Source organism: Thermochromatium tepidum ATCC 43061, assembly GCF_009664085.1.
GTDB classification, from domain to species: Bacteria; Pseudomonadota; Gammaproteobacteria; order Chromatiales; family Chromatiaceae; genus Thermochromatium; species Thermochromatium tepidum.
Map to the genome: position 1 here is coordinate 2,574,838 of NZ_CP039268.1, position 26,457 is coordinate 2,601,294.

28 protein-coding genes and 1 riboswitch are annotated in these 26,457 nt (G+C 63.9%); of the genes, 15 read left to right on the top strand and 13 right to left on the bottom strand.

The window, feature by feature from the left end:
• The first annotated feature begins 15 nt into the window (after window positions 1-15).
• The 6 genes from E6P07_RS11930 to E6P07_RS11955 are packed head-to-tail and all read left to right on the top strand — an operon-like array spanning window position 16 to window position 5,850.
• Entirely contained in the window at window positions 16-2,814 is a 2,799-nt protein-coding gene (locus tag E6P07_RS11930) for a monovalent cation/H+ antiporter subunit A (protein ID WP_153975810.1), read from the top strand.
• Window position 2,815: 1 nt separating this feature from the next.
• Window positions 2,816-3,175 carry a Na+/H+ antiporter subunit C gene (locus E6P07_RS11935; RefSeq protein WP_153975811.1) on the top strand — a complete coding sequence of 120 codons (360 nt, stop codon included), beginning with the start codon at window positions 2,816-2,818 and terminating at the stop codon, window positions 3,173-3,175.
• Window positions 3,172-4,689 carry a monovalent cation/H+ antiporter subunit D gene (locus E6P07_RS11940; protein ID WP_153975812.1) on the top strand — a complete coding sequence of 506 codons (1,518 nt, stop codon included), beginning with the start codon at window positions 3,172-3,174 and terminating at the stop codon, window positions 4,687-4,689. Before E6P07_RS11935 ends, E6P07_RS11940 begins: the two co-directional genes overlap by 4 nt.
• Window positions 4,686-5,177 carry a Na+/H+ antiporter subunit E gene (locus E6P07_RS11945; RefSeq protein WP_153975813.1) on the top strand — a complete coding sequence of 164 codons (492 nt, stop codon included), beginning with the start codon at window positions 4,686-4,688 and terminating at the stop codon, window positions 5,175-5,177. The genes E6P07_RS11940 and E6P07_RS11945 overlap by 4 nt, the downstream gene beginning before the upstream one ends.
• Window positions 5,171-5,440 (top strand): K+/H+ antiporter subunit F, encoded by a 270-nt coding sequence (locus tag E6P07_RS11950; RefSeq protein ID WP_153975814.1) that lies wholly within the window; start codon window positions 5,171-5,173, stop codon window positions 5,438-5,440. Before E6P07_RS11945 ends, E6P07_RS11950 begins: the two co-directional genes overlap by 7 nt.
• Window positions 5,441-5,448: 8 nt before the next feature.
• Window positions 5,449-5,850: a Na+/H+ antiporter subunit G gene (locus E6P07_RS11955; protein WP_153975815.1), complete on the top strand. Its 402-nt coding sequence runs from the start codon at window positions 5,449-5,451 to the stop codon at window positions 5,848-5,850.
• On the opposite strand, the gene moaE is transcribed toward E6P07_RS11955, so the two are convergent.
• The 11 genes from moaE to groES all read right to left on the bottom strand — a co-directional run bounded on the left by moaE (window position 5,783) and on the right by groES (window position 16,071).
• Entirely contained in the window at window positions 5,783-6,232 is a 450-nt protein-coding gene (gene moaE, locus E6P07_RS11960; protein WP_153975816.1) for a molybdopterin synthase catalytic subunit MoaE, read from the bottom strand. The genes E6P07_RS11955 and moaE overlap by 68 nt on opposite strands.
• Before the next feature lie 184 nt (window positions 6,233-6,416).
• Window positions 6,417-6,989 carry an NnrU family protein gene (locus E6P07_RS11965; protein ID WP_153975817.1) on the bottom strand — a complete coding sequence of 191 codons (573 nt, stop codon included), beginning with the start codon at window positions 6,987-6,989 and terminating at the stop codon, window positions 6,417-6,419.
• Between the two features lie 69 nt (window positions 6,990-7,058).
• Window positions 7,059-7,562: a SixA phosphatase family protein gene (locus tag E6P07_RS11970; RefSeq protein WP_153975818.1), complete on the bottom strand. Its 504-nt coding sequence runs from the start codon at window positions 7,560-7,562 to the stop codon at window positions 7,059-7,061.
• Between the two features lie 130 nt (window positions 7,563-7,692).
• Window positions 7,693-8,568: a fructosamine kinase family protein gene (locus tag E6P07_RS11975; RefSeq protein WP_153975819.1), complete on the bottom strand. Its 876-nt coding sequence runs from the start codon at window positions 8,566-8,568 to the stop codon at window positions 7,693-7,695.
• Window positions 8,565-9,170, bottom strand: a complete 606-nt coding sequence (locus E6P07_RS11980; protein ID WP_153975820.1) for an HNH endonuclease — start codon at window positions 9,168-9,170, stop codon at window positions 8,565-8,567. The genes E6P07_RS11975 and E6P07_RS11980 overlap by 4 nt, the downstream gene beginning before the upstream one ends.
• Before the next feature lie 74 nt (window positions 9,171-9,244).
• The gene (locus E6P07_RS11985; RefSeq protein ID WP_153975821.1) at window positions 9,245-10,006 is read right to left on the bottom strand and encodes an adenosylcobinamide-GDP ribazoletransferase; all 762 of its coding nucleotides are present in this window, start codon (window positions 10,004-10,006) and stop codon (window positions 9,245-9,247) included.
• Window positions 10,003-10,590 carry a histidine phosphatase family protein gene (locus E6P07_RS11990; protein ID WP_153976225.1) on the bottom strand — a complete coding sequence of 196 codons (588 nt, stop codon included), beginning with the start codon at window positions 10,588-10,590 and terminating at the stop codon, window positions 10,003-10,005. The genes E6P07_RS11985 and E6P07_RS11990 overlap by 4 nt, the downstream gene beginning before the upstream one ends.
• A 30-nt stretch (window positions 10,591-10,620) precedes the next feature.
• The gene (gene cobT / locus E6P07_RS11995) at window positions 10,621-11,682 is read right to left on the bottom strand and encodes a nicotinate-nucleotide--dimethylbenzimidazole phosphoribosyltransferase (RefSeq protein WP_153975822.1); all 1,062 of its coding nucleotides are present in this window, start codon (window positions 11,680-11,682) and stop codon (window positions 10,621-10,623) included.
• A gap of 9 nt (window positions 11,683-11,691) precedes the next feature.
• A complete protein-coding gene (gene btuB, locus E6P07_RS12000; protein ID WP_153975823.1) occupies window positions 11,692-13,563 on the bottom strand; it encodes a TonB-dependent vitamin B12 receptor in 1,872 nt (623 codons plus the stop codon).
• A gap of 170 nt (window positions 13,564-13,733) precedes the next feature.
• Window positions 13,734-13,965: riboswitch (cobalamin riboswitch) on the bottom strand.
• Window positions 13,966-14,086: 121 nt separating this feature from the next.
• A complete protein-coding gene (groL, locus tag E6P07_RS12005; RefSeq protein WP_153975824.1) occupies window positions 14,087-15,721 on the bottom strand; it encodes a chaperonin GroEL in 1,635 nt (544 codons plus the stop codon).
• Window positions 15,722-15,783: 62 nt separating this feature from the next.
• Window positions 15,784-16,071, bottom strand: a complete 288-nt coding sequence (gene groES / locus E6P07_RS12010; RefSeq protein WP_153975825.1) for a co-chaperone GroES — start codon at window positions 16,069-16,071, stop codon at window positions 15,784-15,786.
• A 195-nt stretch (window positions 16,072-16,266) separates the two neighbouring features.
• Here groES and recJ point away from each other — a divergent pair, with 195 nt between their 5' ends.
• The gene (gene recJ / locus E6P07_RS12015) at window positions 16,267-18,012 is read left to right on the top strand and encodes a single-stranded-DNA-specific exonuclease RecJ (RefSeq protein WP_153975826.1); all 1,746 of its coding nucleotides are present in this window, start codon (window positions 16,267-16,269) and stop codon (window positions 18,010-18,012) included.
• Between the two features lie 58 nt (window positions 18,013-18,070).
• Here recJ and E6P07_RS12020 read toward each other — a convergent pair whose 3' ends face one another.
• The gene (locus E6P07_RS12020) at window positions 18,071-19,216 is read right to left on the bottom strand and encodes an RNA-guided endonuclease InsQ/TnpB family protein (protein WP_153975827.1); all 1,146 of its coding nucleotides are present in this window, start codon (window positions 19,214-19,216) and stop codon (window positions 18,071-18,073) included.
• A gap of 3 nt (window positions 19,217-19,219) precedes the next feature.
• Entirely contained in the window at window positions 19,220-19,633 is a 414-nt protein-coding gene (gene tnpA / locus E6P07_RS12025; protein WP_153975828.1) for an IS200/IS605 family transposase, read from the bottom strand.
• 73 nt (window positions 19,634-19,706) lie between these two features.
• On the opposite strand from tnpA, the gene yjgA reads away from it, so the two are divergent.
• The 8 genes from yjgA (at window position 19,707) to ubiB (ending at window position 26,337) form a co-directional block, all read left to right on the top strand.
• Window positions 19,707-20,210 carry a ribosome biogenesis factor YjgA gene (gene yjgA / locus E6P07_RS12030; RefSeq protein ID WP_246172843.1) on the top strand — a complete coding sequence of 168 codons (504 nt, stop codon included), beginning with the start codon at window positions 19,707-19,709 and terminating at the stop codon, window positions 20,208-20,210.
• A 108-nt stretch (window positions 20,211-20,318) separates the two neighbouring features.
• The gene (locus tag E6P07_RS12035; protein ID WP_153975830.1) at window positions 20,319-20,738 is read left to right on the top strand and encodes a DUF2384 domain-containing protein; all 420 of its coding nucleotides are present in this window, start codon (window positions 20,319-20,321) and stop codon (window positions 20,736-20,738) included.
• An 84-nt stretch (window positions 20,739-20,822) separates the two neighbouring features.
• A complete protein-coding gene (gene hslV, locus E6P07_RS12040; protein WP_153975831.1) occupies window positions 20,823-21,371 on the top strand; it encodes an ATP-dependent protease subunit HslV in 549 nt (182 codons plus the stop codon).
• A 96-nt stretch (window positions 21,372-21,467) separates the two neighbouring features.
• Window positions 21,468-22,796: an ATP-dependent protease ATPase subunit HslU gene (gene hslU / locus E6P07_RS12045; RefSeq protein WP_153975832.1), complete on the top strand. Its 1,329-nt coding sequence runs from the start codon at window positions 21,468-21,470 to the stop codon at window positions 22,794-22,796.
• A 33-nt stretch (window positions 22,797-22,829) separates the two neighbouring features.
• The gene (locus E6P07_RS12050; protein ID WP_153975833.1) at window positions 22,830-23,192 is read left to right on the top strand and encodes a gamma-butyrobetaine hydroxylase family protein; all 363 of its coding nucleotides are present in this window, start codon (window positions 22,830-22,832) and stop codon (window positions 23,190-23,192) included.
• Window positions 23,193-23,306: 114 nt separating this feature from the next.
• Window positions 23,307-24,056: a bifunctional demethylmenaquinone methyltransferase/2-methoxy-6-polyprenyl-1,4-benzoquinol methylase UbiE gene (gene ubiE / locus E6P07_RS12055; protein WP_153975834.1), complete on the top strand. Its 750-nt coding sequence runs from the start codon at window positions 23,307-23,309 to the stop codon at window positions 24,054-24,056.
• Complete coding sequence (locus tag E6P07_RS12060) at window positions 24,053-24,697, top strand: ubiquinone biosynthesis accessory factor UbiJ (RefSeq protein ID WP_153975835.1); 645 nt, start codon at window positions 24,053-24,055, stop codon at window positions 24,695-24,697. Before ubiE ends, E6P07_RS12060 begins: the two co-directional genes overlap by 4 nt.
• The gene (gene ubiB / locus E6P07_RS12065; protein ID WP_153975836.1) at window positions 24,694-26,337 is read left to right on the top strand and encodes a ubiquinone biosynthesis regulatory protein kinase UbiB; all 1,644 of its coding nucleotides are present in this window, start codon (window positions 24,694-24,696) and stop codon (window positions 26,335-26,337) included. The genes E6P07_RS12060 and ubiB overlap by 4 nt, the downstream gene beginning before the upstream one ends.
• Window positions 26,338-26,457: the final 120 nt, after the last annotated feature.

Here is a 26,457-nt window from a genome sequence, read left to right on the forward strand (position 1 = left end):
CAGAGTCGCGAGATTATGAATCTATCGCTCGTCGTACTCCTGCCCTTCGTCGGTGCGGTTCTAGCTGGCTGGGTGTCACACCTTGGCCGCATGAAGTCTGCCTGGACGGCCGGGGCTGTGACCCTTCTGGCGCTGCTCTGTCTGGCACCCTTGGCCCCGCTGCCCTTCAGCGGTCAGACCCTGGTGTGGCGCCTGGGGTGGATCCACCAGATCGGGCTCGATCTGGTGTTCCGGCTCGATGGCCTGGGACTGCTGTTTGCGTCCATGATCCTGGGCATCGGGCTTTTGGTCATCCTCTATGCCCGCTACTACCTGCCCGAGCGCGATGGACTCGGGCGATTCTATGCCTATCTGTTGTTCTTTATGGGTGCGATGCTCGGCATCGTGCTGTCGGAGAACCTGATCCTGATGCTGATCTTCTGGGAGCTGACGAGTCTGTCGTCCTTCCTGCTGATCAGCTATTCCTACCGCAAGCCGGAGAGCCGGCGCGGGGCGCGCCTGGCGCTCGCGGTCACCGGTCTGGGTGGACTGGCGCTGCTCGGTGGCCTGTTGCTGCTCGGCAAGCTGGCCGGCAGCTACGACCTCTCGGTGATCCTGACCCAGGGCGAGGCGGTGCGCGCCGACCCGCTCTATCCCCCGATGCTGGTGCTGATCCTGATTGGGGCCTTCACCAAGTCGGCCCAGTTTCCCTTCCATTTCTGGCTTCCGCACGCCATGGCCGCACCGACCCCGGTCTCGGCCTATCTGCATTCGGCAACCATGGTCAAGGCCGGGGTCTTTCTCCTGGCCAGATTGTTCCCGGTGCTCGCCGGCACGCCGGAATGGACCTGGCTGGTGATCGGCGCCGGTCTGGCGACCCTCTTGATCGGGGCCGGGATCGCGCTCTTTAAGCATGACCTCAAGGGGCTCCTGGCCTATTCGACCGTCAGCCATCTGGGACTGATCACGCTCCTGTTCGGACTCGGCACCCCGCTGGCGGCGGTCGCGGGCGTCTTTCACATCTTCAATCACGCCACCTTCAAGGCGTCGCTGTTCATGGCCGCCGGGATCATCGACCACGAATGCGGCACGCGCGACATGCGCCGTATCAACGGACTCTGGAGGTTCATGCCCTATACCGCAACCCTGGCCATGGTCGCGGCGGCCTCGATGGCGGGTGTACCGCTGTTCAATGGCTTTTTGTCCAAGGAGATGTTCTTTGCCGAGACCGCGGATTTTGCGACCGGCTTCGAATACGGCTGGCTGTTGCCGGCCTTGGTGGTGCTCGCGGGGGTGATGGCGGTGGCCTATTCGTTGCGCTTCATCCACGATGTCTTCTTCAATGGTGAGCCGATCGATCTGCCGCGCACCCCGCACGAGCCGCCGTTCTGGATGAAGGCGCCGGTGGCGGTATTGGTGGCCATCTGTCTCTTGGTCGGCATCCTCCCGGCGCTTACGGTCGATCCGATTCTGCGCACGACCGTGACCAGCGTCCTCCAGGCCCCGGCGCCTGAGTTCGATCTGGCCATCTGGCACGGGTTTGGGCTGCCGGTGGTCATGAGTCTGACGGCCTTGGTCGGGGGCGTTTTGGTCTATGGGGCGCGTCGACCGCTGTTTCGGCTCGCGACGCGCCTGGAGGGGCGGCTCGAGGCGCGGGCCCTGTATGACGGGCTGCTGGCCGAGCTCACCCTGTTTGCAGCCTGGCTCACCCGGCGGCTGGATCCCGGCTCGCTGCCGTGGCGGGTGCTGGTGCTGCTGCTGACGGTGTTGGTGTTCGGCGTGCTCGGATCCATCGGTTCCGGCTCGCCGCTAACCGGGACGCGCGCCCTGTTGCCGGTCGATGGCGTCAGCCTGACCCTGACCGCCGGGCTGATCCTGGTGACCCTGGTGACGGTCGCGCTGCATCGACGCCGGTTCACGGCGCTGGTCGTGGTCGGGGCGCTCGGGTTGCTGGTGGCGCTGATCTTCGTCAAGTTCTCGGCACCCGATCTGGCACTGACCCAGCTCTCAGTGGAGATCGTGACCATCGTGCTGCTGCTGCTTGCACTCTATTTCCTGCCCCAACGCGGGCCGGATGAGTCGAGTACCGCGCGGCGTTGGCATGATGGTATGGTCGCGGGTCTGGCCGGACTCGGCGCCGGTGTCCTGACCTGGGCTATCCTCACCCGCCCGTTGGAGTCGATCTCGGACTACTTCATCGCCAACAGTCTGCCAGGTGGAGGTGGGGCGAACGTGGTCAACGTCATCCTGGTCGATTTTCGTGGCTTCGACACCCTGGGCGAGATCACGGTGCTGGCGCTCGCCGGACTCGGCATCCATGCCATGCTCTATGGCCTGCGGCTACCTGGGATGACCCAGGATGCCGATGGTCGTCGCTGGAACTGGGACGTCCATCCGGCAATCATGGCGGCGCTGGCGCGACTGCTGCTGCCGTTGGCGCTCTTGGTGTCGGTCTTCATCTTCCTGCGCGGACACAACGCGCCGGGCGGCGGTTTCATCGCCGGGCTGATCACGGCGGTGGCGCTCATCATGCAGTATCTGGCCAATGGCGTGGCCTGGACCCATCGGCGGTTGTCAAACAACATGTTGCCTTTGATCGGCGCGGGTCTGCTGATCGCGACCCTGACCGGGCTGGGGAGCCTGGTGTTCGGCTATCCCTTCCTGACCTCAAGCTTCACTCATCTCAACTGGCCGATCATTGGCGACCTCGAGCTGGCCACAGCCATGTTGTTCGACCTGGGTGTCTATCTGGTGGTGGTCAGTACAACGCTCCTGATCCTGATTCATCTAGGTCTGATGCATCGCGCCACCCATCCCGGCGAGGAATCGGCCTGACATGGAGGCCCTGATGAGTCTGATCATTGGTGTGCTAACCGCCGGTGGCGTCTATCTGCTGCTGCGCGCGCGCACCTTCTCGGTGGTCCTGGGGCTGGCCCTGCTGACCTATGCGGTCAATCTGTTCCTGTTTGCCAGCGGTCGCCTGACGATCGGCGCGCCACCGATCCTCGCCCCTGGGGTGAGTCGCTCTACCGATCCCCTGCCCCAGGCGCTGGTGCTCACGGCCATCGTCATCAGCTTCGCCATGACCGCCTTCGTCATCATGCTCGCGCTCAGAGCGCGAGCCGAGCTGGGCAATGATCATGTCGACGGTCGCGATCCTGATGATGTCAGGAACCGCGAGGGATCGGAGGCATGAATCACCTCGTGATCGCCCCCTTACTCCTGCCGCTGCTGGTCGGGACCCTGTTGCTGGTGTCGCGCCGGACGCTGTCGCTCGCCGCGCGCCGTAGCCTGAGTCTGGCCGCGATCTTTGGCCAGATCCTGTTTGCGATCGAGCTGGGGTTCTTGGTCGGGGACGGCACCATCCTCACCTATCACCTCGGCCACTGGCCTGCGCCCTGGGGCATCGTGCTGGTGGCCGACCGGCTGGCGGTATGGATGCTGTTGGTCACCTCACTGCTGGCCGGCTGCGCCCTGCTGCACGCCATGCACGGCACCGACCAATGCAGCCGCCATTTCCATCCGCTGTTCCAGCTCCAGTTGTTCGGTCTCAACGGCGCCTTCCTGACCGGGGATCTGTTCAACCTATTCGTCTTCTTCGAGATCCTGCTGCTGGCCTCCTATGGCCTGCTGGTGCATGGTGGCGGGGCGGCGCGGGTACGCGCTGGGCTCCAGTTCGTCGTCATCAATCTGGTCGGCTCGACGCTGTTTCTGTTCGCGGCCGGGGCCTTCTATGGTCTGGTCGGCACGCTCAATCTGGCCGATCTGGCGCTCAAGGTCGCGCGACTACCGCCCGAGGCTCTGGGACCGGCGCAGGTGGCGGCACTGCTGTTGCTGATGGTGTTCGCGCTCAAGGCGGCCCTGGTGCCGCTACATCTGTGGCTGCCCTCGGCCTATGCCGCGACCTCGGCGCCGGTGGCGGCGCTGTTTGCGATCATGACCAAGGTCGGTGCCTATGCCCTGCTGCGGGTCGAGACCTTGATGTTCGGCAAGCAAGCGGGTATCCTGGCCGGTCTCTATACCACCTGGCTCCTACCGCTGGGCCTGCTGACCCTGGTGCTCGGCGCCTTGGGGGCATTGGCGGCAACCGAGCTGCGCCTGCAGGTCGCCTATCTGGTGGTGGTCTCGGTTGGACTGCTGATTTCGGCCTTCGGGCTCGGGACGGCGGATGGGATCGCGGCCGGACTCTATTATCTGGTCCATACCACCTTCGCGACGGCGGCCTTCTTTCTGGTCGCCGATCTCATCCTGCGCACGCGCGGCTGGGCCGCCGATCGACTGGTGCCCGGACCGGCGCTGCCCAATGCAGGGCTGCTCGGCGGGCTGTTCTTCGTCACGGCGCTGCTGGTGGCGGGTCTGCCGCCGCTCTCGGGCTTTGTCGGCAAGGTCCTCATCCTGCGCGCGGCACTTGAGCAGCCGGTCTGGCCCTGGATCCTGGGGGTGGTGCTGATCGGCGGTCTGCTCGGGCTCATCGCCTTGGCGCGCTCGGGCAGCCTGCTCTTTTTCAATGTCCGGGGCGGGGGCGCCAGCGCCCATCTTGAGGCGGGCGCAACCCTGCCGACCCTTGGGCTGCTTTCGCTCTGTCTTGCGCTCCTGATCGGCTCGGGTCCGGTGTTCGATCTGGCCCGGGCGACGGCCGACCAGCTGCTCGATCCCTCGGATTATATTCATGCCGTGCTCAGGCCGATTGGAACCGGGTTTGAACCATGAAACGCTGGCTGCCGCATCCGCTCCTCACCCTGCTGCTCGCCCTGATCTGGATGGTGCTGACCAACAGCCTCACGCCCGGCTCACTCCTGCTCGGGCTGGGGCTCGGTTGGCTCATCCCCATCTTCACCCGGCCCTTCTGGCCGGATCCGCTGCCCGTGCGTCGTCCGCTGACCCTGATGCGCTTTCTGATCCTGGTGGGCTATGACATCCTGGTTGCCAACCTCGCTGTGGCCTGGCTGATCCTGCGCGGACCCCGTCACATCCGCCCGGCGTTCGTGATGGTGCCGCTCGAGCTGCGCTCAGAGCTCGCCATCAGTCTGCTCGCCAACATGGTCTCGTTGACACCGGGGACAGTGTCATCCTGGCTGAGTCCGGACCGGCGCATCCTGGTGGTCCAGGGGTTGAATGTGGCCGATCCCGAGGCCCTGGTCGACACCATCAAGCGCCGTTACGAGGCACCGATCCGCGAGGTCTTCGAGCCATGCTGAACATCGCGCTCTCTATCGCCTTTGCCCTGGTCACGGGCGCCCTCGGCCTGACCTTCTGGCGTCTGTTGACCGGACCAGACGATCCAGACCGCATCCTGGCCCTCGACACCCTCTATGTGAACACGATCGCACTCCTGGTGCTCCTGGGGATCCATCTGGACTCGGCGCTCTATTTCGAGGCCGCGATCCTGATCGCCATGATGGGGTTCATTGGCACCGTCGCCCTGTGTAAATATCTGCTGCGCGGCGACATCATCGAATAGGTGGCACCATGCTGGAGATCGCGCTTGCCCTCCTGGTCCTGATCGGGGCCGGTTTCACCTTCATCGGCTCGCTGGGTCTGGTGAGGATGCCGGACTTCTTCACCCGCCTGCATGGCCCGACCAAGGCCACGACCCTCGGCGTCGGGAGCCTTTTGATTGCCTCCATGCTCCATTTCAGCGCCCAGGGCCAGGGGCTGAGCCTGCACGAGGTGCTGGTGACCCTGTTTCTCTTCATCACCGCACCGGTGAGCGCGCACCTGCTGTCCAAGGCGGCGCTGCATCTGCGCACCCGATCGCTGGCCGAGCCGCCGCCGCTGATCGATTCAGCCGATCAGGTCGCACTCACCAGCGACGCGCCGCTTCCTCATCCGTCGCCCGCGCCTCGACCCAGCGCTCACCCGCCTCCGTGACCTCCTTCTTCCAGAAGGGGGCACGGGTCTTGAGGGAGTCGATCAGGAACTCACAGGCGCGAAAGGCCTCACCCCGGTGTCGGCTCGCGACCCCAACGAAGACGATGGGGTCGAGTGGTTCCAGCGTCCCGACCCGATGCACGAGGCGCACGCCCTCCAGCGTCCAGCGTTCACTGGCCTCCGCCACGAGCGCGCCGAGTGCCTTCTCGGTCATACCCGGATAGTGCTCCAGGGTCATCCGCACGACACCCATTCCGGCGTTGAGATCGCGCATCAGCCCGACGAAGGTGACGAGCGCGCCGACCCTGGGGTTGTCTCGGCACAGCGCCTCCTGCTCGGCGTGGATATCGAAAGGCTCGGTTTGAACTCGGACTAGACGCATGGCATTGACATCCTCCCCGGCCTTCCGGACGGAGATTCTTAAGGCGCCTTGAGGCATTGATCCACCCCTTAAGTCGCTTGCGGTGGGTTCCTGGACCGAAGGCCTCACGGCAGCTCCTCTCCACAGGCGTGATTCCCGGCGCGCCCGATCCCGCCCCAAACGGCAAGGCTTGGCGCGCCCAGGGTCAACCGATCGGCGCCACACCTAGCATGGCGCGATGCAGCCAGAACATGAACAGCAGATAGAACCCCAGTCCACCGACAATAGCGATGGCATCGTTGATCGGACCCGGCGGTGCGCCCTGGACCGGCGGCGCGGTGCGATACCTGAGCGAGATCCGATCCGCCACTGCCCAGACGAGAAAGGCGCCAAACAGCAGCACGTCCGCCAGCATCCCGTTGGCGAGCAGATGGGCAAAGGCCCAGATCTTGACGGCGCCGAGCATCGGATGCTTGACGGCGTCCTGGATACGCCCCGGCAGATAGGCAGCGAACAGCAGCGGAAAGACAGGGAGCATCAAGAGCAGCGTGATGTGTCTGAGCCAGGTCGGCGGCTCGTAGAGCACGACCGGCGCGAGTCGAGCCTGACCATAGCCCTGGAGGATCAGAACGAAGCCGATCAGCGAGATCAGAGCATAGACGGCCTGCCAGGGCACGACTCCGAAGCGGGCAACGACCGTGGCGCGCAGGTTGGGCTTGAAGATCGAGATCGAGTGTGTCCCGAGAAAGAGGAGAAGTCCAAGGATGAGGACGACCATTGGGTGGATCCTTGAGTGGAAACGAAGACCGGGATTGTAGGTATCCAGGCGGACGTTTCAACGTGGATTTCAACGTGGACGGGTGATCGAGATCAGGTGCGCACTGCCCGGATCAAGTCGGCTCCAGTCATCTGGCATCTCCAGACGCGCGACCGTGGCCGTGGGTAGGAGCTTGCCGTCGGCGGATCGCTCGATCTCTTCGCCGACCAGATACAGCAGCAGCTCTTCTAGTCCTGGATTGTGCCCGACCAACAGCACGATCGCGGCCTCGTTCGGACAGCGGGCGAGTACATCGAGCAGGTTCGTAACGCCGGCCTCATAGATCTCGGCGTCCCAGACAATGCGTCTCTTCTTGAAATCCAGACGTTTGCAGACCTTGATCGCGGTTTGACGCGCGCGCGTCGCCGGGGAACTCACCACATGGTCGGGCACCAGCCCCTCGCGATAGAGCCAGGAACCGACCTTAGGCGCGTCGTTTTTGCCGCGCTTGGCCAACGGACGCTCAAAATCACTCGCCACGTCTGAATCCCAGTCCGATTTGGCATGACGCAGTAACAACAGCTCGCGTGGCATGTGAAAAAATGGATCGGTGTATCTCAAGGGAGGGATGTAAACGCCGGGTCTCGCGCCGGCAATGGGTCGCGAGATTGGACATCATTCGGATGAAGCGCGTTTTTAACACATTTGTAATCTTTGCGTCACCTCAAGCTGTCTCGGCGAGCAACCGTTCGATCATGGATTGCGACTGTTGGAGATAACCGCCACCAAAGAGATTCAGATGATTGAGGACGTGATAGAGGTTATAGAGGATGCGGCGCACGGCATAGGCGGGATCGAGCGGCCAGGTCTCGCGATAGGCGGCCTGGAAGCGGGCGTCAAAGCCACCAAAGAGTTCGGTCATGGCCAGATCGGCCTCGCGGTCGCCATGATAGACAGCTGGATCGAAGATGACCGGCTCACCTTCAGGTGTCGCGCCGATGTTGCCGCCCCAGAGGTCGCCGTGCAGAAGCGATGGGGGCGGGTGATGGCCGATGAGTGTCTCGAGCCTGGACAGGAGGCGCTCACCGTCCGACTGGAGGCGCCCGCGATAGCCATTGGCGGCGGCGAGTTTGAGCTGCGGGCCCAATCGACACTCGCGCCAAAAGCTGACCCAATCGTCATGGGGCGTGTTGAGCTGGTGGGTGGAGCCGATGGTGTTGTCACGATGCCAGCCGAAGCGTTCGGCGGTGGCGCGATGTAGCTGGGCCAATTGACGCCCGGCGCGTTCGCTGTCGAGCCGTCCGCTCAGATCCAGACGCTCCATGGCTAGGAAGCTCGTGTCGCCGGCGAGCCCGACACAGATCGGCTCGGGCACCCGGATGGCCCGCGCCGCAGCCAATGCCGCGAGTCCCTCGGACTCGGCCTCGAACATGTCGAGCCGCTCTGGGGTATTGAGTTTGACGAAGTAGGCGCGTTGATCGTCCTCAACGACAACGGCGCGATTGATACAGCCGCCACCAACCGGACGCTGTCGCTGGATCTTGAAAGGCTTGCCTGTCGCCGCGCTGATGCGCTCGGCGATGAGATCCCAGCGCGTCATGCACGCCCTCCCTCTACGAGACGCCGCAGCAGGGGACTGGAACGTGGGAAGTGCGCGCGCAGGAACTCCATCTGGTCGGCCAGGACATGGCGTCCCATCAGATAGACATACTCGGCATGGGTCGGAGTGAAGGGCACGGCGAGCAGTTCCATCCCGGCATCCTCGGGCGTGCGGCCAGCCTTGTAATTATTGCAACGCACGCAAGCCGTGACGACGTTGCTCCAGACATCCGCCCCACCCTGGCTGATGGGGCGGACATGGTCGCGCGAGAGCTGGCGCCCCGGGAAGCGCTGACCGCAGTAAAGACACATGTGGTCGTCGCGCTGAAAGAGTGTGCGGTTGGAGAGCGGGGGTGAGTAGTCGGCGCGCCGCTGTTCGAGCGCGTGATGCAGGCCGTGAGTGGCGATGATGGAGTGGATCCGAAGTTGGCTCTGACGGCGCGTGCCGGCGTTGATGCCGCCGCGCAGCAAGAAGAGCGGATCGCCACAGGAATAGGCCACCTGACCGAGGACATGGAGTCGCGCGGCGTCGCGATAGTCGATCCACTCCAGCGGCATACCCGCTAGATCCGTTCGCAGTACCTGTTGAGTCAGTGCAGACATAGTGGTGGATACGGCTCGGAATATCTGGCCATCATACAGGCTCGCCCGGGTCGTGCAACCGCCCTCGACCAGGCTCAGCTGTCGAATGTCTCGACGCCAACGAGCGCACAGAGGGCCAGCGCCAGGGTCTCGGTCAGCTCGACCAGGGCGCCAGCGGTATCACCGGTGAAGCCAGAGATCCGCGCGAGCATGGCGCGCCGCGCGAACCAGTAAAGCGTCAGCACCGCCAGGATCAGCGCAGCCCCGATCCAGCCAGCGACGACCAGGGTAGCGAGCCCGGACAAGACCAGGCTCAACCAGGCCATCCGCCGGGGTAGATGATGGAACTGATCACTGGCCATCCCCTGGGTGCGGGCATAGTGGGTGGTCAGGAGCAAGAGTGGTAGCTGCGCCCGCGCCAGCAGGGGTACGATCAGCAGGGGCCAGAGCACCCCGGTCGCGACCAGGGTCTTGAGCGCCGACCATTTGAGAAGTAGCGTCAAGACGATGGCCGTCACCGCCGCTGGACCGCTGCGCGGATCCTTCATGATCTCCAGGGTCCGTTCGCGGCTGCCGAGCCCGCCGATCCAGGCGTCCGCACTGTCGGCCAATCCATCCAGATGCAGCCCACCGCTCGACCAGACCCAGAGGATCAGCACCAGGGCCGCGGCAAGGTCGGACGGGGTGTCTGCAAGCAGGAGCGCGGCCAGGGCGGCAGGCAGGCCCATCAGGAGCCCGACCAGCGGATACCAGGGCACGGAGCGCCCGACCTCGGTCGGGGCGGTGGGCCCTGGGTCGGGGAAGGGCAGCCGGGACAGGAAGCGTCCGGCGATCCAGAACGGGCGCAGTCGCGTCATGGGCACAAAGAGCCGTGCGCCACCAGACTCGGACGACCTGGTGGCGGATGGATGCGCACTCGGGTACGGCAGGCATAAGGGACCTCCAAGAGCAACAGACCGGCATCGGTCATACCCAGCACCTCGGCGACCAGGACGCGGATCACCCCGCCATGGGTGATCAGGAGCGTCTGGGGCGCACGGCCATCGAGCAGGCCTCGCCAGGCCTCCAACACGCGCGCACGAAATGCGCTGAAGGGTTCGGCACCCGGGGGCGTATAGCCGACCGGGTCGGACCAGAAACGCTGTAGCTCGACCAGCGGGATCTCAGCGCAGGTCAAGCCCTCCCAGGTGCCGAAGGCACGCTCGCGAAGGCCGTCCATCAGGGTCAGGGTGAGTCCCTGCCGCTGCGCCAATTCGCGCGCAAACTCAGCGCAGCGGCGTGCCGGGGAGCTGACGACCTGCGCCCAGCCTGGGCAAACAGAGGTCGCGCGCTGCATCTGTTCCCAGCCGAGCGCGCTCAGAGGATCATCGCGCTCGCCGCGAAAGCGCGCCCCCCCCTCCACCTCGCCGTGACGCAACAGATCGACGAAGGACTCGGACATGAAGCCCCCGGGGCCGGTCGGACCCATCGGTCACGCCAGGGCCTCGCTCACCCCCGCCTCATCGAAGGTCGCCATCTCCTGGTGGATGACACAGGCCAGGCGCAACAGGGGCACCAAGGCCGCGCCGCCCGTGGCCTCGCCGAGGCGCATCCTGAGGTCGAGATAGGGGTTGGCAGCGAGCGCCTCCAGCATGGATCCATGCCCAGGCTCGGCCGAGCCGTGGGCGAACAGCATCCAGTCGCGCACGCCGGGATTGATGCGGGTGGCGACCAGGGCAGCCGAGCTGATGATGAAACCATCGACCAGGATCGGCAACCCGAGCTGGGCGGCGCGGATGAAGGCCCCGGTACTGGCGGCGATGTCGAATCCACCGAGACGGCGCAACAGCTCGAGCGGTCCGTGTTCGGGTCGGGCGTGGAGTTCCAGGGCCGTCGCGATGACTTGGGCCTTGTGCGCGACCCCCTGGACATCGAGCCCAGTCCCGGGTCCGGTCAGGCGTGCCGGTGCGAGATCGAGCAGGGCGCAGGCGAGTGCGGTCGCCGGGGTGGTGTTGCCGATCCCCATCTCGCCGCAGATCAGGAGCCGTGCGCCCTCCTCGACCGCGCGTTCGACCGCCGTACGCCCGATGGCGAGCGCGCGCTCGAGCTGATCCTCGGTCATGGCCGGTTCGCGGGCGATATTGCCCGTGCCTGGACCGATCCGTTCAGAACGCACGCCGGGCACCGGGCCTGGATCGGTGGCGACCCCGAGGTCGAAGATCTCCATCACGGCGCCGATCGCCTTGGCCATCACCGAGACGGCCGCGCCACCGCGCGCGATGTTATAGAGCATCTGAAGGGTCACCTCGCGCGGAAAGAGCGAGACGCCCTCGACGGCCACGCCGTGGTCCGAGATGAATTGCAGGATCCGCACCGGATCTGGTGTAGGCCGGTCCGTGCCCTGCATCCCGGCGAGCTGGATCGCCATCTCTTCCAGACGTCCAAGCGAGCCGCGGGGTTTGGTGAGCCGATCCTGACGGGCCTGGGCCGCGGCAGCGGCCTGTTGGTCGATTGGACGACAAGGGGCTTGGAGCCAAGCGAGTGTCGGGTTCATTAAGTGACCTCAGGGTTGGTAGTGAAACGTCAGATAGACTGAACGTCCGAGCTGATTGTAGAGATAGGCGGTCTCGTACTCTGTATCGAGCGCGTTTTCGAGGCTGACCTGCAGGCGCAGTTTGGGGTCGAGGCGGTACTCGGCGCGCAGATCGAGCAGCACATAGCCGTCGAGCCGGTTGCGATTGGCAAGGTCATCGTAACGGCGTCCGGCGACGAACACCCTCCCACCCAGCGACCAGCGCCCGAGGTCTCGCTCCAGGTCGAGCGCCAGGCTCTGCTCGGGACGCCGCGGCAACAGGTTGCCTTGATTGGCGCCAGGCGAGCGGTTCTCGGGATCGAGCAGGGTCAGGCTGGTCTCGATGCGCCAGTCGCGCCAGGTGGCGCTCGTCGTCGCCTCGAGCCCGCAGATGCGCGCGCGCCGGACGTTGGCGACGGACGCGCTCGCTGCATCATAGGCGATGAGATCATCGATCGCGGTGTGATAGAGGCTAAGATCCCAGCGTCCATCGATCGCTGGGGCGAGCGGCAGCGCATCCGTCAACCTCAATTCCCAGCTACGGGCGCGCTCTGGGTCGAGGTCGGGGTTGCCGTAGTCGGGATAATAGAGATCGTTGAAGCTCGGGGCCTTGAAGGCCGTCCCATAGTTCAGCGCGACTCGGGTGCCGGTCTCGAACAGATAACCCAGGGCGACATCGCCACTGTTGTGTCCACCCAGTTCGCCGTCATCGTCTCGGCGCAGGCTGAGCTTGAGATCCGCCGCACCGAGACGGGCCTGATATTCGCCGAAGACACCTAGGTTGTCGCGGGTGTCGCGATCGTAGTGGATGCTGCCCTCGACATGATCGACGCGATAGTCCAGACCCAGGGTGGCTAACTGGCCCAACATGAGACGCCAGTCGTTTTGCAGCGACAGGCTATCGCGGGTGGTCGCAAAGCGCGCGACGAAGCGCTCGCCGTCGTCTCCATCCGGGTCATCGAAAAACGCCCGATACTCATCTTGGCTCTGACCGACCGTCAGGGTCAGGGTCCAGGGGTCAAGCGGGGCCAGGACCGCCTTGGCGCTCAGCACCTGTTGTTCGGGGCGTGCGATATTGCCGGCGAAGGCCGAGCCGTCGAACTCGAGTCGGCCCTCGGTGCGTAGGGCACGGAGATCCAGCTCGGCCCGATCGCTGAGCCTATAGCCGGCGCTCAGACTCAGACCTAGGTTGCGATAAGGGTCGCGATCGTCTTGTTCGACACCGCAACCAGCGAAGGGAGTAGCGCGTCCCGCGCAGGCATTGATGCCGTCGGTACGATCGAAGCTCACACCCAGATCGAACCAGCCCCGCTCGCCGCCGCCCGAGAGTCCAGCCGCGGTCCGTGCGGTGCCGAGCGTACCACCACCCAGGATCAGACGCGGCGACCAGTCGCCACCGCCGCGTCGGGTGAAGATCTGAATCACACCTCCGATCGCCTCCGAGCCGTAGAGGCTGGAACGCGGTCCACGCACGATCTCGATACGCTCGATCTGTTCGAGCGGCAGATCCTCCAACGCCGCCCGGCCCGTGGTCGCCGAACCGATCCTGATGCCGTCGACCAGCACCAGGACATGGTCCGAATTGGTGCCACGCACAAAGAGCGAGGATTGCTGGCCCGGGCCACCGGTCCGGGCGAGGCTGAGACCAGGCAATCCACGCAACAGATCCGGGAGCGAGCGCGCCTGCCGGCGTTCGATCTCGGCGCGGTCGATGACGGTGACTGCGGCCAGTGACTCGGTCTCGGGCTCATTGGTGCGAGTAGCCGTGACCACCATGGGTTCCAATTGGACCGGTGGCCCGTCGGCCAGGGCAAGACCGGCCAGCGGCACGCCCAGCGCCGCCAGCATCCAGGGATGAGACATGGTCCTTCGACTCCGTACATTGAGTCAGGCACACCCGCCTGACCCGACAGGGGAGGGTCTTGTTAGGGGAAACGAATGGACGCGCGCAGGGGAGCTGCCGACGCATCGGCAGCGCAAACGCACGGTCGTCGCCCCACGCAACCCCGTACATGGAATCGGCCTTTTGCTGGCACGATTCCGATCCCCTGGCCGGTCTCCGGGCTTGCAAGCGGGGCCCTGACACCCCGACGCGACGCCTTCCCATGGGCCTTAAGCTCACAGTGGCTGATATGTCGCGTCTTGACTCGCCTACCGTTGCGGGGGCAGCGCCGGCTTTCCTCGTTCGCGATGGACGAGGGCACCGGCTTCCCGTTTAACCGCTTGAGAGACCTCCCAAGCGGCACCGAGGGATCGCGGCTATTAAACCGCATTTGAGGGAGAAATGGCCAGTTTGGACACCGCTCGCTCAAAAAAGACGAGACCCGGCCGAGCCTTACTCGACCGGGCCTTTCTTACTTTTTTAGCCCGCTAGGGGCGGATCGACTCAGTAGTCCATGTCGTCCATGCCGCCGCCGGCGGGCGCGGCCGGGGCCTTTTCCTTCTTCGGCTCCTCGGCGACCATGGCCTCGGTGGTGATCATCAGGCCCGCGACCGAGCAGGCGTTTTGCAGCGCCGAGCGCGTGACCTTGGTCGGGTCGATGACACCCATCTCCATCATGTCGCCGTATTCGCCGGTGGCAGCGTTATAGCCGAAGCTGCCCGAACCCTCAGAAACCCTGTGTAGCACGACCGACGGCTCCTCGCCCGCGTTGGCGACGATCTGACGCAGCGGCTCTTCCATGGCGCGCCGGGCGATGGCGATCCCAACGTCCTGATCGCGGTTGGCGCCCTTGAGGTCCTTGATCGCATTGAGTGCGCGCACCAGGGCCACACCGCCGCCGGGCACGATGCCCTCCTCGACCGCCGCCCGGGTGGCATGCAAGGCGTCCTCGACCCGCGCCTTCTTCTCCTTCATCTCGATCTCGGTCGCCGCCCCGACCTTGATCACCGCCACACCACCGGCGAGCTTGGCCAACCGCTCCTGGAGCTTCTCGCGGTCATAATCAGAGGTCGTCTCCTCGATCTGGGCCCGGATCTGGTCACAACGGGCCTTGATGGCCTCGTGCGAGCCCGCACCATCGATGATGGTGGTGTCGTCCTTGCCGACCTGGACCTTCTTGGCCTGACCCAGATCGTTCAGGCTGGCCTTCTCCAGCGACAGACCAAGCTCCTCGGAGATCACGGTCGCACCGGTCAGGATGGCGATGTCTTGCAGCATCGCCTTGCGCCGATCGCCAAAGCCCGGGGCCTTGACCGCGCAGACCTTGAGGATGCCGCGCAGGTTGTTGACCACCAGGGTCGCGAGCGCCTCACCCTCGACGTCCTCGGCAATGATCAGGAGCGGCTTGCCGGCCTTGGCCACGGCCTCGAGCACCGGGAGCAGGTCACGGATGTTAGAGATCTTCTTGTCGTGGAGCAGGATGTAGGGCTGATCCAGCTCAGCGCTCTGGCTCTGCTGGTTGTTGATGAAGTAGGGCGACAGATAGCCACGGTCGAACTGCATGCCCTCGACCACATCCAGTTCGTTCTGCAGTGAATTACCTTCCTCGACCGTGATGACGCCTTCCTTGCCGACCTTCTCCATGGCCTCGGCGATGATGTTGCCGATCGATTCGTCGGAGTTGGCCGAGATGGTGCCGACCTGGGCAATGGCCTTGCTTTCAGTACAGGGCTTAGAGAGTGCCTTGAGTTCGGTCACAGCGGCCTCGACCGCCTTGTCAATACCGCGCTTCAGGTCCATCGGGTTCATGCCGGCGGCAACCGCCTTCAGACCCTCGCGGACCATGGCCTGGGCCAGCACGGTCGCGGTGGTGGTGCCGTCACCGGCGACATCAGAGGTCTTGGAGGCGACCTCCTTGACCATCTGGGCACCCATGTTCTCGAACTTGTCCTTGAGTTCGATCGCCTTGGCGACCGAGACGCCGTCCTTGGTGACGGTCGGGGCGCCCCAGGACTTTTCGATCACGACATTGCGACCCTTCGGGCCCAGGGTGACCTTGACCGCATTGGCCAGGATGTCGACGCCGTGCAGCATCCGGGCACGGGCGTTTTCACTGAAGAAGATCTGCTTGGCAGTCATTGCTCGATAAGCCTCTTAACTTGAGTGTGGGATGTTTTTGGAAGCGAAATGCGAACCTGGGCTTATTCGATGACGCCCATGATGTCGTCTTCGCGCATCACTAGGAGCTTCTCGTCGCCGACCTTGACCTCGGTGCCGGAGTACTTGCCAAACAGCACCCGGTCCCCGACCTTGACGTCGAGCGGACGCACATCGCCGTTGTCAAGGATCTTGCCCTTGCCGACGGCGATGACCTCGCCTTGGCTCGGCTTTTCAGTCGCGGTATCTGGGATCAGGATACCGCCGGCGGAGGTGCGCTCCTCCTCATGGCGACGGATGACGACACGATCATGCAAAGGACGAAGCTTCATGGATCTCCCTCGGAAAGAAGTTCAGTGTGGATTGGTTTTATTAGCACTCTTTCTTTGCGAGTGCTAACACTGTAGCCGTAAAAATGGCGCTGTCAAGGGGGCTCTATAACAGCGACTTGATGTCCTGGCTGTTTAGCGCGCACACTGCCGTGCGTGCTCGACGTCCGAGCCATTCCCACCTAAAAACATGGATCCATGTCCGAAATCCGAACCACCATCCGTATCCGGCGCGTCCCAGACCTGGACACCCCTATCCAGGCCGACACCCCAGACGAACTCTTGCGTCTACTCTATGCCAACCGCGGTCTGAGCAACCCAGATGAGGTCGCGCCTGGGCTGGAGGCGCTGGCGCCCCTGACTTCGCTGCATGGCCTAGAGGCCGCCCTGGACCGGCTGGTCGCGGCGATCCGCTCCGACCAGTTCATCCTGGTGGTCGGCGACTATGACGCCGACGGTGCCACCGGCAGCGCGCTCGCGGTGCGCGGGCTGCGCGCCCTAGGGGCGCGCCAGGTGTCCTTTCTGGTCCCGAGCCGCTTTTCCAATGGCTATGGTCTGAGTCCAACCTTGGTCGAGGCGGCACATGCCCAGGGCGCGGAGGTCATCCTGACGGTCGACAACGGGATCTCCAGCCATACTGCGATCGCGCGCGCCCACGCGCTGGGGTTGAGTGTGGTCGTGACCGACCATCACCTGCCGGGCGACGCGCTGCCCAAGGCTGAGGCCATCGTCAATCCCAATCAGCCAGGCTGCACCTTTCCAAGCAAGCATCTGGCCGGAGTCGGGGTGGTCTTCTATCTGCTCGCCGCGCTGCGCAGACGGCTGCGCGAGAGCGGCTGGTTCGGGCCCGGACGGCCCGAACCCAATCTGGCTGAACGACTCGATCTGGTTGCGCTCGGTACGGTCGCCGATGTGGTCAGCCTGGATCGCAACAACCGGATCCTGGTCGATCAGGGGCTCAGACGCATCCGGGCCGGTCGCGCCTGCGCCGGGGTGCTGGCCCTGCTTCAAGTGGCCGGACGCGATCCGGCGCGCGCGACCGCGACCGATCTCGGCTTCTTTGTGGCGCCCCGGCTCAATGCCGCCGGACGGCTGACCGAGATGTCGCTCGGGGTCGAGTGTCTCTTGACCGATGACCCGGCTCGGGCGCTGGAGATGGCCAACCAACTCGACGCACTCAACCGCGAGCGTCGGTCGATCGAGGACAGCATGAAGGAGGCCGCCGAGTCGGTGCTCGATGCCCTCATCCTGGATGGCGAGTCGCTGCCGCCCGGACTCTGTCTGTTCGGCGAGGATTGGCATCAGGGTGTGTCCGGGATCGTCGCTGCCCGGATCCGGGAACGTTATCACCGCCCGACCATCGCCTTTGCCGACGCCGGTGATGGTCGGTTGCGCGGCTCGGGGCGTTCGATCGAGGGGCTGCATCTGCGCGATGCCATCGATTGGGTCGATCGGCGCCACCCGGGGCTGATCGAGCACTTCGGCGGACACGCGATGGCGGCAGGCCTGACGTTGCGTCCAGGGTGCCTGGAGTCGTTTCGAGACGCCTTCGTCGAGGCCGTCCGAGTACAGCTCGGCGACATTCCGCCGACCCCCGAGATCCGCTCCGACGGGGCGCTGCCGGTTAGGCTCCTGACCTTGGAGACCGCCGAGGCGTTGCGGTTCGCTGGACCCTGGGGTAAGGATTTCCCCGAGCCCCGCTTCGATGACCTATTCGAGGTCATAGAGGCGCGCTGTGTGGGCGACGACCGACGGCATCTGAAACTCAGGGTCGCGCCGTCGGGCGGTTCTGCGATCGAGGCCATCGCTTTTGGTCTCGGCGAGCGGATCGCGTCCGTGCGTGGGATGGTGCGTCTGGTCTATCGACTGGACATCAACAGCTATCGCGGTCAGAACGCACTGCAACTGTTGGTCGATCATCTGGCCGAGACGGTGGATATGTGACAAGACGGGTCGAATCGAATGCATCCATGTAAACAACCCTCGACTGAAGTCGAAGGCTTTATTGTGAGACGCAGCAAACATGGTTGACCGCATCCCCAACATTGGGCGTGTTTACAGCCGCCCTTGGCAGCGGGGCTCCACTGCCAATCCGGGCCAGGTTTCGACTGGCGTTACAGTCGGCGTGCGCCCGGAGACCACACTTGTCGCACACGAAACGATGCTTGACGCGCCGACCCAACGCCCCGCAGCAAGAACACGTCTGGCTGGTGTAGGCCGGATTGACGTATTCGACCGCGATTCCGGCAGCCTTACCCTTGTATTCGACAAAGGTCTGAAGTTGCCGGAAAGCCCAGCGATGCAGTCTCGCTCTCACGCGCTTGCCAGCCCGGATGCGGTCGCGGATATGGCACAAGTCTTCCATCACGATCTTGGAAGCACCAATGCGCCGCGCTTCGGCAACGATCGCTTTGCTCGTTTCGTGGTTGATGTGCGTCACACGTCGCCGCTCTTTGCCAGAGACCTGCCGCAGCTTCTGTTTGGCGCTTTGGCTGCCGTTGGACTGCAAACGACGACGAAGGGCAAGGTGGCAGTTGCGCTTGTGGCGCAGTTGCCCGCCGCCCCATACCTTGCCCGTGCTGGTGGCAGCGAGATTGTTTTCTCCGACATCCACGCCCATGACGGGGCTGGATGCAATGGGGTCCGCATCGTCGGACTCGACGACGAGGTTGAAATACCAGCGACCCTTGCGACAAACCAACTCGGCTTCTTTGGCCTTGCCCGAGGCCATGATGCGGCGCTGATGCTCTCCAAGCACCATCGGGACGGCGATGCGGCCAGAAAGGGTGTAGAGACTCAGGCACTCCCCTTTAATGGAGTACGTTCGCTTGTCGAAATGGACACTGGCGCGGTCGAAGTGCACTACAGGTGCGGGCTCGTCCTTCTTGATGCGACCGAGTTCCTTTTGCGCCTTGTAGGACTTACAGACCGAGAAGATGGCGTTGCAGACCATTTGCGAGCCCAGCGGTGTTTCCTCGCGCAGCCGGGCATAGGCCAACTGGTGCAGCGCCACGCGGTTCCAGCAGCGATGTTCGATCACCGTCGGCACCAAGCGGTTGCAGGCATCGGCATAAGCCGATTGCAGAGCCCCCAAGGCCGCCACTTGGTCCGGGCGAACATTCAGGCGAATCGAGGCGGTGCGCAGCATGGGTTATCGCCGCTTGGTGACGTGTTCGGATCGTTCGATGTAGCGCCGGATCGTCTCGGCGCTGACGTTACCTGCCGTGCCGACATAGTAGGAGGGCGACCACAGATGCCCGTCCAAAAGGCGGTTCTTGAGCCACGGAAACCGCTGAAACAGCTTGCGCGCCGTTGTCCCTTTCAGGATTTTTACGGCATCGGCCACAGCAAGGGCTGGCGGGATGCTGACAAACAGGTGGACGTGATCGGGCTGAATCTCTTTGGAGATCATCGGCCAGCCGCGCTCCGCGCAAATCGCATCCAGCATCGCCCCCATTTCCTCTGCCACCAGTCCCGTTAGTATATCATGCCGATACTTCGGACACCAGATCACATGGTATGCCGTTTGATAGACGCAGTTCCTTTTGGTTACTATGTCAACCATGCGGTGTATTATACGCCACATGGCGCGCTTCGCGCGCCCGCCATTCCTCCCGCGACTCAAGTCGCGGGTTTCCTTGCGGAGGGTCTATGAACCGGACGATCGGACGCAAGGGCCAAGCAAGGGCCAGATCAAGCGCGACAAGCTGGCGCTCCAGGTGCTCGCCGAGCGGATGGCCTTAAGACCGCGCCCTGAATTGGAGCGGCTGAATCTCAGCGAGGCGACCTGGGCCGCGCTCGCCGAGACACCGCGTATCAAGGATCTACGTGCGCGCAGGCGTCACTGGAAGCACATCGCCAATCTGCTCGAACGCGAGGACAGGGCGGCTATTCATGCGCTCATGGATGGAGCCGAGGGGCACGAACGTGCCGCCACCGCGCGCCATCAGGCGCTGGAGCGCTGGCGCGAGCGTCTGATCAGCGAGGGTGATGTGGCCCTGGCTGCATTCATCGCCGAGTACCCAGAGGTCGATCGCCAGCACCTGCGTGCACTGGTCCGGGCCGCCCAGCGTGACAGCGTGCGCGGCAAGCCAGATGCGCCACGCAAGCTGTTTCGGTTCTTGCGCGAATCCCTGGACTGATCGAACCGGGAACGCGCGCAGGATCCCGAGCTTGGAACTCGGTCATATCGACGCCATTCTGAATCCTTGAATCGCGTCCACGACCCTAACCCCATCCAGAGGCCCACCATGACTGATCTCACACTCGATGAACGTCTATTGCTGACCCGGCGCACCATGCAGCTCTTGGAAGACTGGGGAGTGGCCGCGCGCGACATCCTCGATCTGCTGCAACTTCCGGAGACGATCAAGGTGCGCCACATTGGGCGCTTCCACGATCAGGAGGCCTTTCCCGATGACCCGGCGGTCAACCGACGCCTGGCCTATCTGAATCGTATCGAACAGGCGCTCCATACCTATTTCCCGCGTAATCCCGAGATGCGCAAGCTCTGGGTACGGCGCGCCAACAAGCAGTTCGGGCATCGCGCCCCGGTGGCAGTCATGATCGAGGATGGCGAGAGCGGGCTGATCTCGGTACTGTCGCATCTGGACTGTACCTTCGCCTGGGACCTGACCGGCTCGCGCGCCGATTATCGGCGCGCCTCCTAGCCAGGATCACCAAGGATCGCGTTTCGGGATCGCGGCGCTTTTCGATTAAGATGTCCGTAACCCAGCGTTCGGCAGTCAAGTTCAATGGAAAATCTTCGTGGTACGACAATCCTCTCGGTACGACGCGGCGACAGGGTCGTGATCGGCGGCGATGGTCAGGTCTCGCTCGGTCCGACCGTGATGAAGGGCAATGCGCGCAAGGTGCGTCGGCTCTACAAGGGTCAGGTACTGGCCGGTTTTGCCGGGGCCACCGCCGATGCCTTCACCCTGTTCGAGCGCTTCGAGGGTAAGCTCGAAAAGCATCAGGGTCATCTGACCCGCGCCGCGGTCGAGATGGCCAAGGACTGGCGCACGGATCGCCTGCTGCGTCGGCTCGAAGCCATGCTGTGCATCGCCGACGCCACCACCTCGCTCATCCTCTCAGGCACGGGGGACGTCATCGAGCCCGAGCAGGACATCATGGCCATCGGTTCGGGCGGTTCATTCGCGCTCGCGGCCGCGCGCGCCCTGGTCGCCAATACCGAGCTCTCAGCGCGCGAGATCGTCGAAAAGAGTCTACACATCGCCGCTGATATCTGTATCTATACCAACCATAGCCTCGTCATCGAGGAGTTGGAGGCCAAGACGGATTGACCGGACGTCCACTCCAGCCCTCGCACAAATCACTGTGTTCACCAAACCGCAAGACACCCGAGAATGCCCGCCCGTCCCAATCGATCCACCGATTCCATGTCTGAAATCACCCCCCAACGCATCGTCGCCGAGCTCGACAAACACATCGTCGGCCAGAACGAGGCCAAGCGCGCCGTGGCCATTGCGCTGCGCAACCGCTGGCGCCGTGCTCGGATCCCCGAGCCGATGCGCTCCGAGATCACACCCAAGAACATCCTCATGATCGGCCCGACCGGGGTCGGCAAGACCGAGATCGCGCGCCGCCTGGCCAAGCTCGCCAATGCCCCCTTCATCAAGGTCGAGGCGACCAAGTTCACCGAGGTCGGGTATGTCGGACGTGATGTCGATTCGATCATCCGCGATCTAGCGGACATCGGTTTGAAGATGGCGCGTGAACAGGAGATGGCCAAGCTCGCCAATCTCGCGGAGGCGGCGGCCGAGGAGCGCATCCTCGACGTGCTGTTACCGCCGCCGTCCGGCTTCGAGGAGGAGAGCCGCTCGACGGTGACTTCGGCCACGCGCGAAAAAATGCGTGCCAAACTGCGCTCCGGCGAACTGGACGATCGCGAGATCGAGATCCAGGTCGCGGCCGCGCCGCTCGGGGTCGAGATCATGGCCCCACCCGGTATGGAAGAGATGTCAAACCAGCTCCAGGGCCTGTTCCAGAGCCTGGGCCAGGGCCGGATGAAGCGGCGCAAGCTACGCATCCGTGATGCGCGCAGGCTGCTCAAGGACGAAGAGGCCGCCAAGCGCGTCAACGACGAAGAGCTAAAATTGCGCGCCCTGGAGAATGTCGAGCAGAACGGGATCGTCTTCATCGACGAGATCGACAAGGTGGCCAAGCGCGAAGGCACCACGGGTGTGGACGTCTCGCGCGAAGGGGTGCAGCGCGACCTGCTACCCTTGGTCGAAGGCTGCACGGTCTCGACCAAGCATGGCGCGGTACGCACCGACCATATCCTGTTCATCGCCTCGGGCGCCTTCCACCTGGCCAAGCCCTCGGACCTGATCCCCGAGCTCCAGGGCCGGCTGCCGATCCGGGTCGAATTGAAGGCCCTGACCACGGACGACTTCGTGCGCATCCTCACCGAACCCGACGCCTCGCTCACCGATCAATACAAGGCCCTGCTGGCCACTGAAGGCGTGAACCTGGTGTTCACGGAGGACGGCATCCGCCGCATCGCCGAGATCGCCTGGCAGGTCAATGAGAAGACCGAGAACATCGGCGCACGGCGTCTACACACGGTCATGGAGCGTCTGCTGGAGGATGTCTCCTTCAATGCCTCCGAACTCGACCGCGTGACCATTACCATCAATGCCGCCTATGTCGATCAGAACATGGCCGATCTGGCCGCCGACGAGGATCTGTCGCGTTATATCCTGTAATTCCAGACCACCGATCACGGACCCTAGACCATCATGCCAATACCCACCGAGCTGAATCTGCACCGTCAATCCCGGGTGCTCGAAATCGCCTATGAGGACGGCACCCGCTTCAAGCTGCCGTGTGAATATCTGCGCGTCTATTCGCCTTCTGCGGAAGTCCAGGGCCATAGCCCGGACGAGCGCGTGCTCCAGGTCGGCAAAGAAGACGTCGGCATCGACCGCATCGAGCCGGTTGGCCACTATGCCGTCTGTCTGCACTTCGACGATGAGCACAACACGGGTATCTACTCCTGGGACTATCTCTACCGTCTCGGCACCGAGTACGAGCAGCGCTGGAATGCCTATCTTGAAGAACTCAAACGGGCCGGCTATACACGCAAGACGCTTCAGTCCTGATCGGCGCTCGGTGCCAATCATCCAAGGTCAGCCGCAACGGTTTAGGACAGGCGGCGCCATCACCTGGGGCGCGTGTCCGTGCCCATGAACCCCAATTCGCCACCGAGATAGAGCATGTCCGATCAGAACACCACCCATTTCGGCTATCAGCAAGTGCCGGTCGAGGAAAAGGCCAAACGTGTGCGTGCGGTCTTCGACTCGGTCGCCACACGCTACGATGTGATGAACGACCTGATGTCGTTCGGCATCCATCGGCTGTGGAAGCGTCATACCATCGAACTCTCGGGGGTGCGCCGGGGGCACTGGGTACTGGATCTGGCCTCGGGAACCGGCGATCTGGCCTATCGTTTCTCAGGGCTGGTCGGTCCCGACGGACTGGTGGTGATGACCGACATCAACGCCAAGATGCTCGGCGAGGGCCGAACCCGGATGCTCGATCGCGGTCGGGTCGGCAATGTCTGCTATTGTTTGACCAATGCCGAGCAGGTCCCCTTCAAGAGCGACCTGTTCGACTGCGTCACCATCGGTTTCGGTCTGCGCAACGTCACCCACAAAGAGAAGGCGCTCGACGAGATGTTCCGCGTGCTCAAGCCCGGCGGCCGTGCGCTGGTTTTGGAGTTCTCGCACCCGACCATCAAGTCGCTGAGCAAGGTCTATGATGCCTACTCCTTCTCGGTGCTGCCGATGCTCGGGAAGCTGGTGACGCATGACGCAGACAGCTACCGCTATCTGGCCGAGTCGATCCGCATGCATCCAGATCAGGAGACGCTGCGTTCGATGATGGAGGCCTCCGGTTTCGAGCGGTGCGAATACTTCAATCATACCGGCGGCATCGTCGCCATCCATCGCGGGTACAAGCTATGAGTGTGGCTGGCCTCCAGATCCCGGATGCCCTGCTTGCGGTCCTCGAGCAGGCGATCAACCGCTTTCTCGCGCTCGACCCCGAGGGGGCCGCCGCACTTGAACCACTCGCCGGACGCGTCATCGCCATCGAGGTCAAGGGCTTCGGCACCCGCATCACCGTCATCCCAGGCGCGCGCGGTCTGCAACTCTTCGGGGCCTATGACGCCGAGCCGGACTGTCTGATCCAGGGATCGCCGCTGGGGCTAGTACGGCTGGGGATGGCTGGGCGCAAGGAGTCCGCACTCGTCTCCGGCGAGGTCGAGATCTCGGGCGACACCGCCCTCGCTCAGGCATTCAGCGCGGCGCTGGCGGGATTGAATGTGGATTGGGAGGAGCAGCTGGCGCGCGTCATCGGCGATCCCTTCGCGCATCAGGTCGGCAACCAGGTGCGCGCGGCCGAGCGCTGGGGCCAGCGCACCTCGGCCACGCTGGCGGCCAATCTCACTGAATATCTGCAAGAGGAGCGCCGCCTGCTGCCGAGCCGTTACGAGGTCGAGGCGTTCCTGAATCAGGTCGATACCCTGCGCGACGATGTCGAGCGGCTGGCCGCCCGGATCGAGCGCCTCGCCAGACAGGTCCACGGGCCCGGTCACCGCTCATGATGGGTGTACGTCAGGCGTTGCGCCTGCTCCGGATCAACTGGGTACTGCTGCGTCATGGGCTGGACGAGGTCATCCTCGCCACCCATCTGTTCCGTCCGTTGCGCTGGATCAAATACCTCTTGCCCTGGTATTGGATCCGGCGCGACCTGCCACCCTACCCGGTGCGGATCCGCTTGGCGTTGGAGGACTTAGGGCCGATCTTCGTCAAGTTTGGACAGATCCTTTCCACCCGGCGCGACCTGCTACCGGATAACCTGGCGGTGGAACTGGCCCGGCTCCAGGATCAGGTCCCACCCTTCGATGGCGAGACGGCGCGCGCCCTGATCGAGAAGGCCTGGGGCCGACCGATCGAGGAGGTCCTCGACCAATTCGACCCGGTGCCGCTCGCCTCGGCCTCGATCGCCCAGGTCCATACCGCCCGGCTCAAGGACGGGACCGAGGTGGTGGTCAAGGTCTTGCGCCCCGGCATCGAGCGCACCATCCGACAGGATCTAAGCCTGATGTATACCGTGGCACATCTGGCCCAAAAATACTGGAAAGATGGCCGCCGGCTGCGTCCGGTCGAGGTGGTGCGCGAATACGAGAAGACCATCTACGATGAGCTCGACCTCCAGCGCGAGGCGGCCAATGCCTCACAGCTGCGCCGCAACTGGTTCGGGAGCGAGATGCTCTATATCCCCGAGGTCTACTGGGACTGGACCCGGCCCAATGTCATGGTGATGGAGCGCATCTATGGCACCCCGGTCAGCGAGGTGGAGCGGCTCAAGGCCCAGGGCGTGAGCATGAAGGTGCTCGGCGAGCGCGGGGTGGAGATCTTCTTTACCCAGGTCTTCCGCGACAATTTCTTTCACGCCGACATGCACCCGGGCAACATCTTCGTCGAGCCCTCGGGGCGCTATATCTCGATCGACTTCGGCATCGTCGGCTCGCTCACCACCGAGGACCAGCGCTATCTGGCGGAGAACCTGCTAGCCTTCTTCGAGCGCGACTATCGGCGCGTGGCCGAGCTGCATGTCGAGTCCGGTTGGGTGCCGCCCGGGACCCGGGTCGATGAGTTCGAGGCGGCGATCCGCACCGTCAGTGAGCCGATCTTCGAAAAGCCCCTGGCCGAGATCTCGTTTGGCCACTTCTTGGTGCGGCTGTTTCAGACCGCACGCCGTTTCGATATGGAGATCCAGCCGCAGCTCGTGCTCCTAGAGAAGACCCTGCTCAACATCGAGGGTCTGGGGCGTCAGCTCTATCCCGAGCTCGATCTCTGGACCACGGCCAAACCCTACATGGAGCGCTGGATGAAGGATCAGGTCGGGCTGAAGGGGCTGTTCGATCGCACCAGGCGCAACCTCTACTCGGTTGCCGATCAGGTGCCTGAGCTACCCCTGGTCGCCTATCGGATGCTCATGGCCTACGACAAACAGGTGCGCAGTGCCAAGTTCGATCAGGCCCGGGTCCGGGAGGATCAGACCGCGGCCTCGGAGGCCATGCTCAAGTCTATCGGAGGCGCGACCCTGCTGATCTGTGCGACCCTGGTGTTGCTGCTCGGTCCGGGTCACTGGCTGCCCGAGCAAGCCGCCGCCGGCGTGATCGTGGCGGCCTACCTGGCCGGAGCCTGGCTGTTCATCTCGGCGGCGCGGGTGGACTGAGGTCAGTGGGCGCTCTACGAGCGCGCCATATCGGCCATCGATCCTGACAATAGACAAGGTCGATACGATCTTCGGGATTGACGGGATTAAACTTCCCGCCAGTGCATCACCCCATTTTCA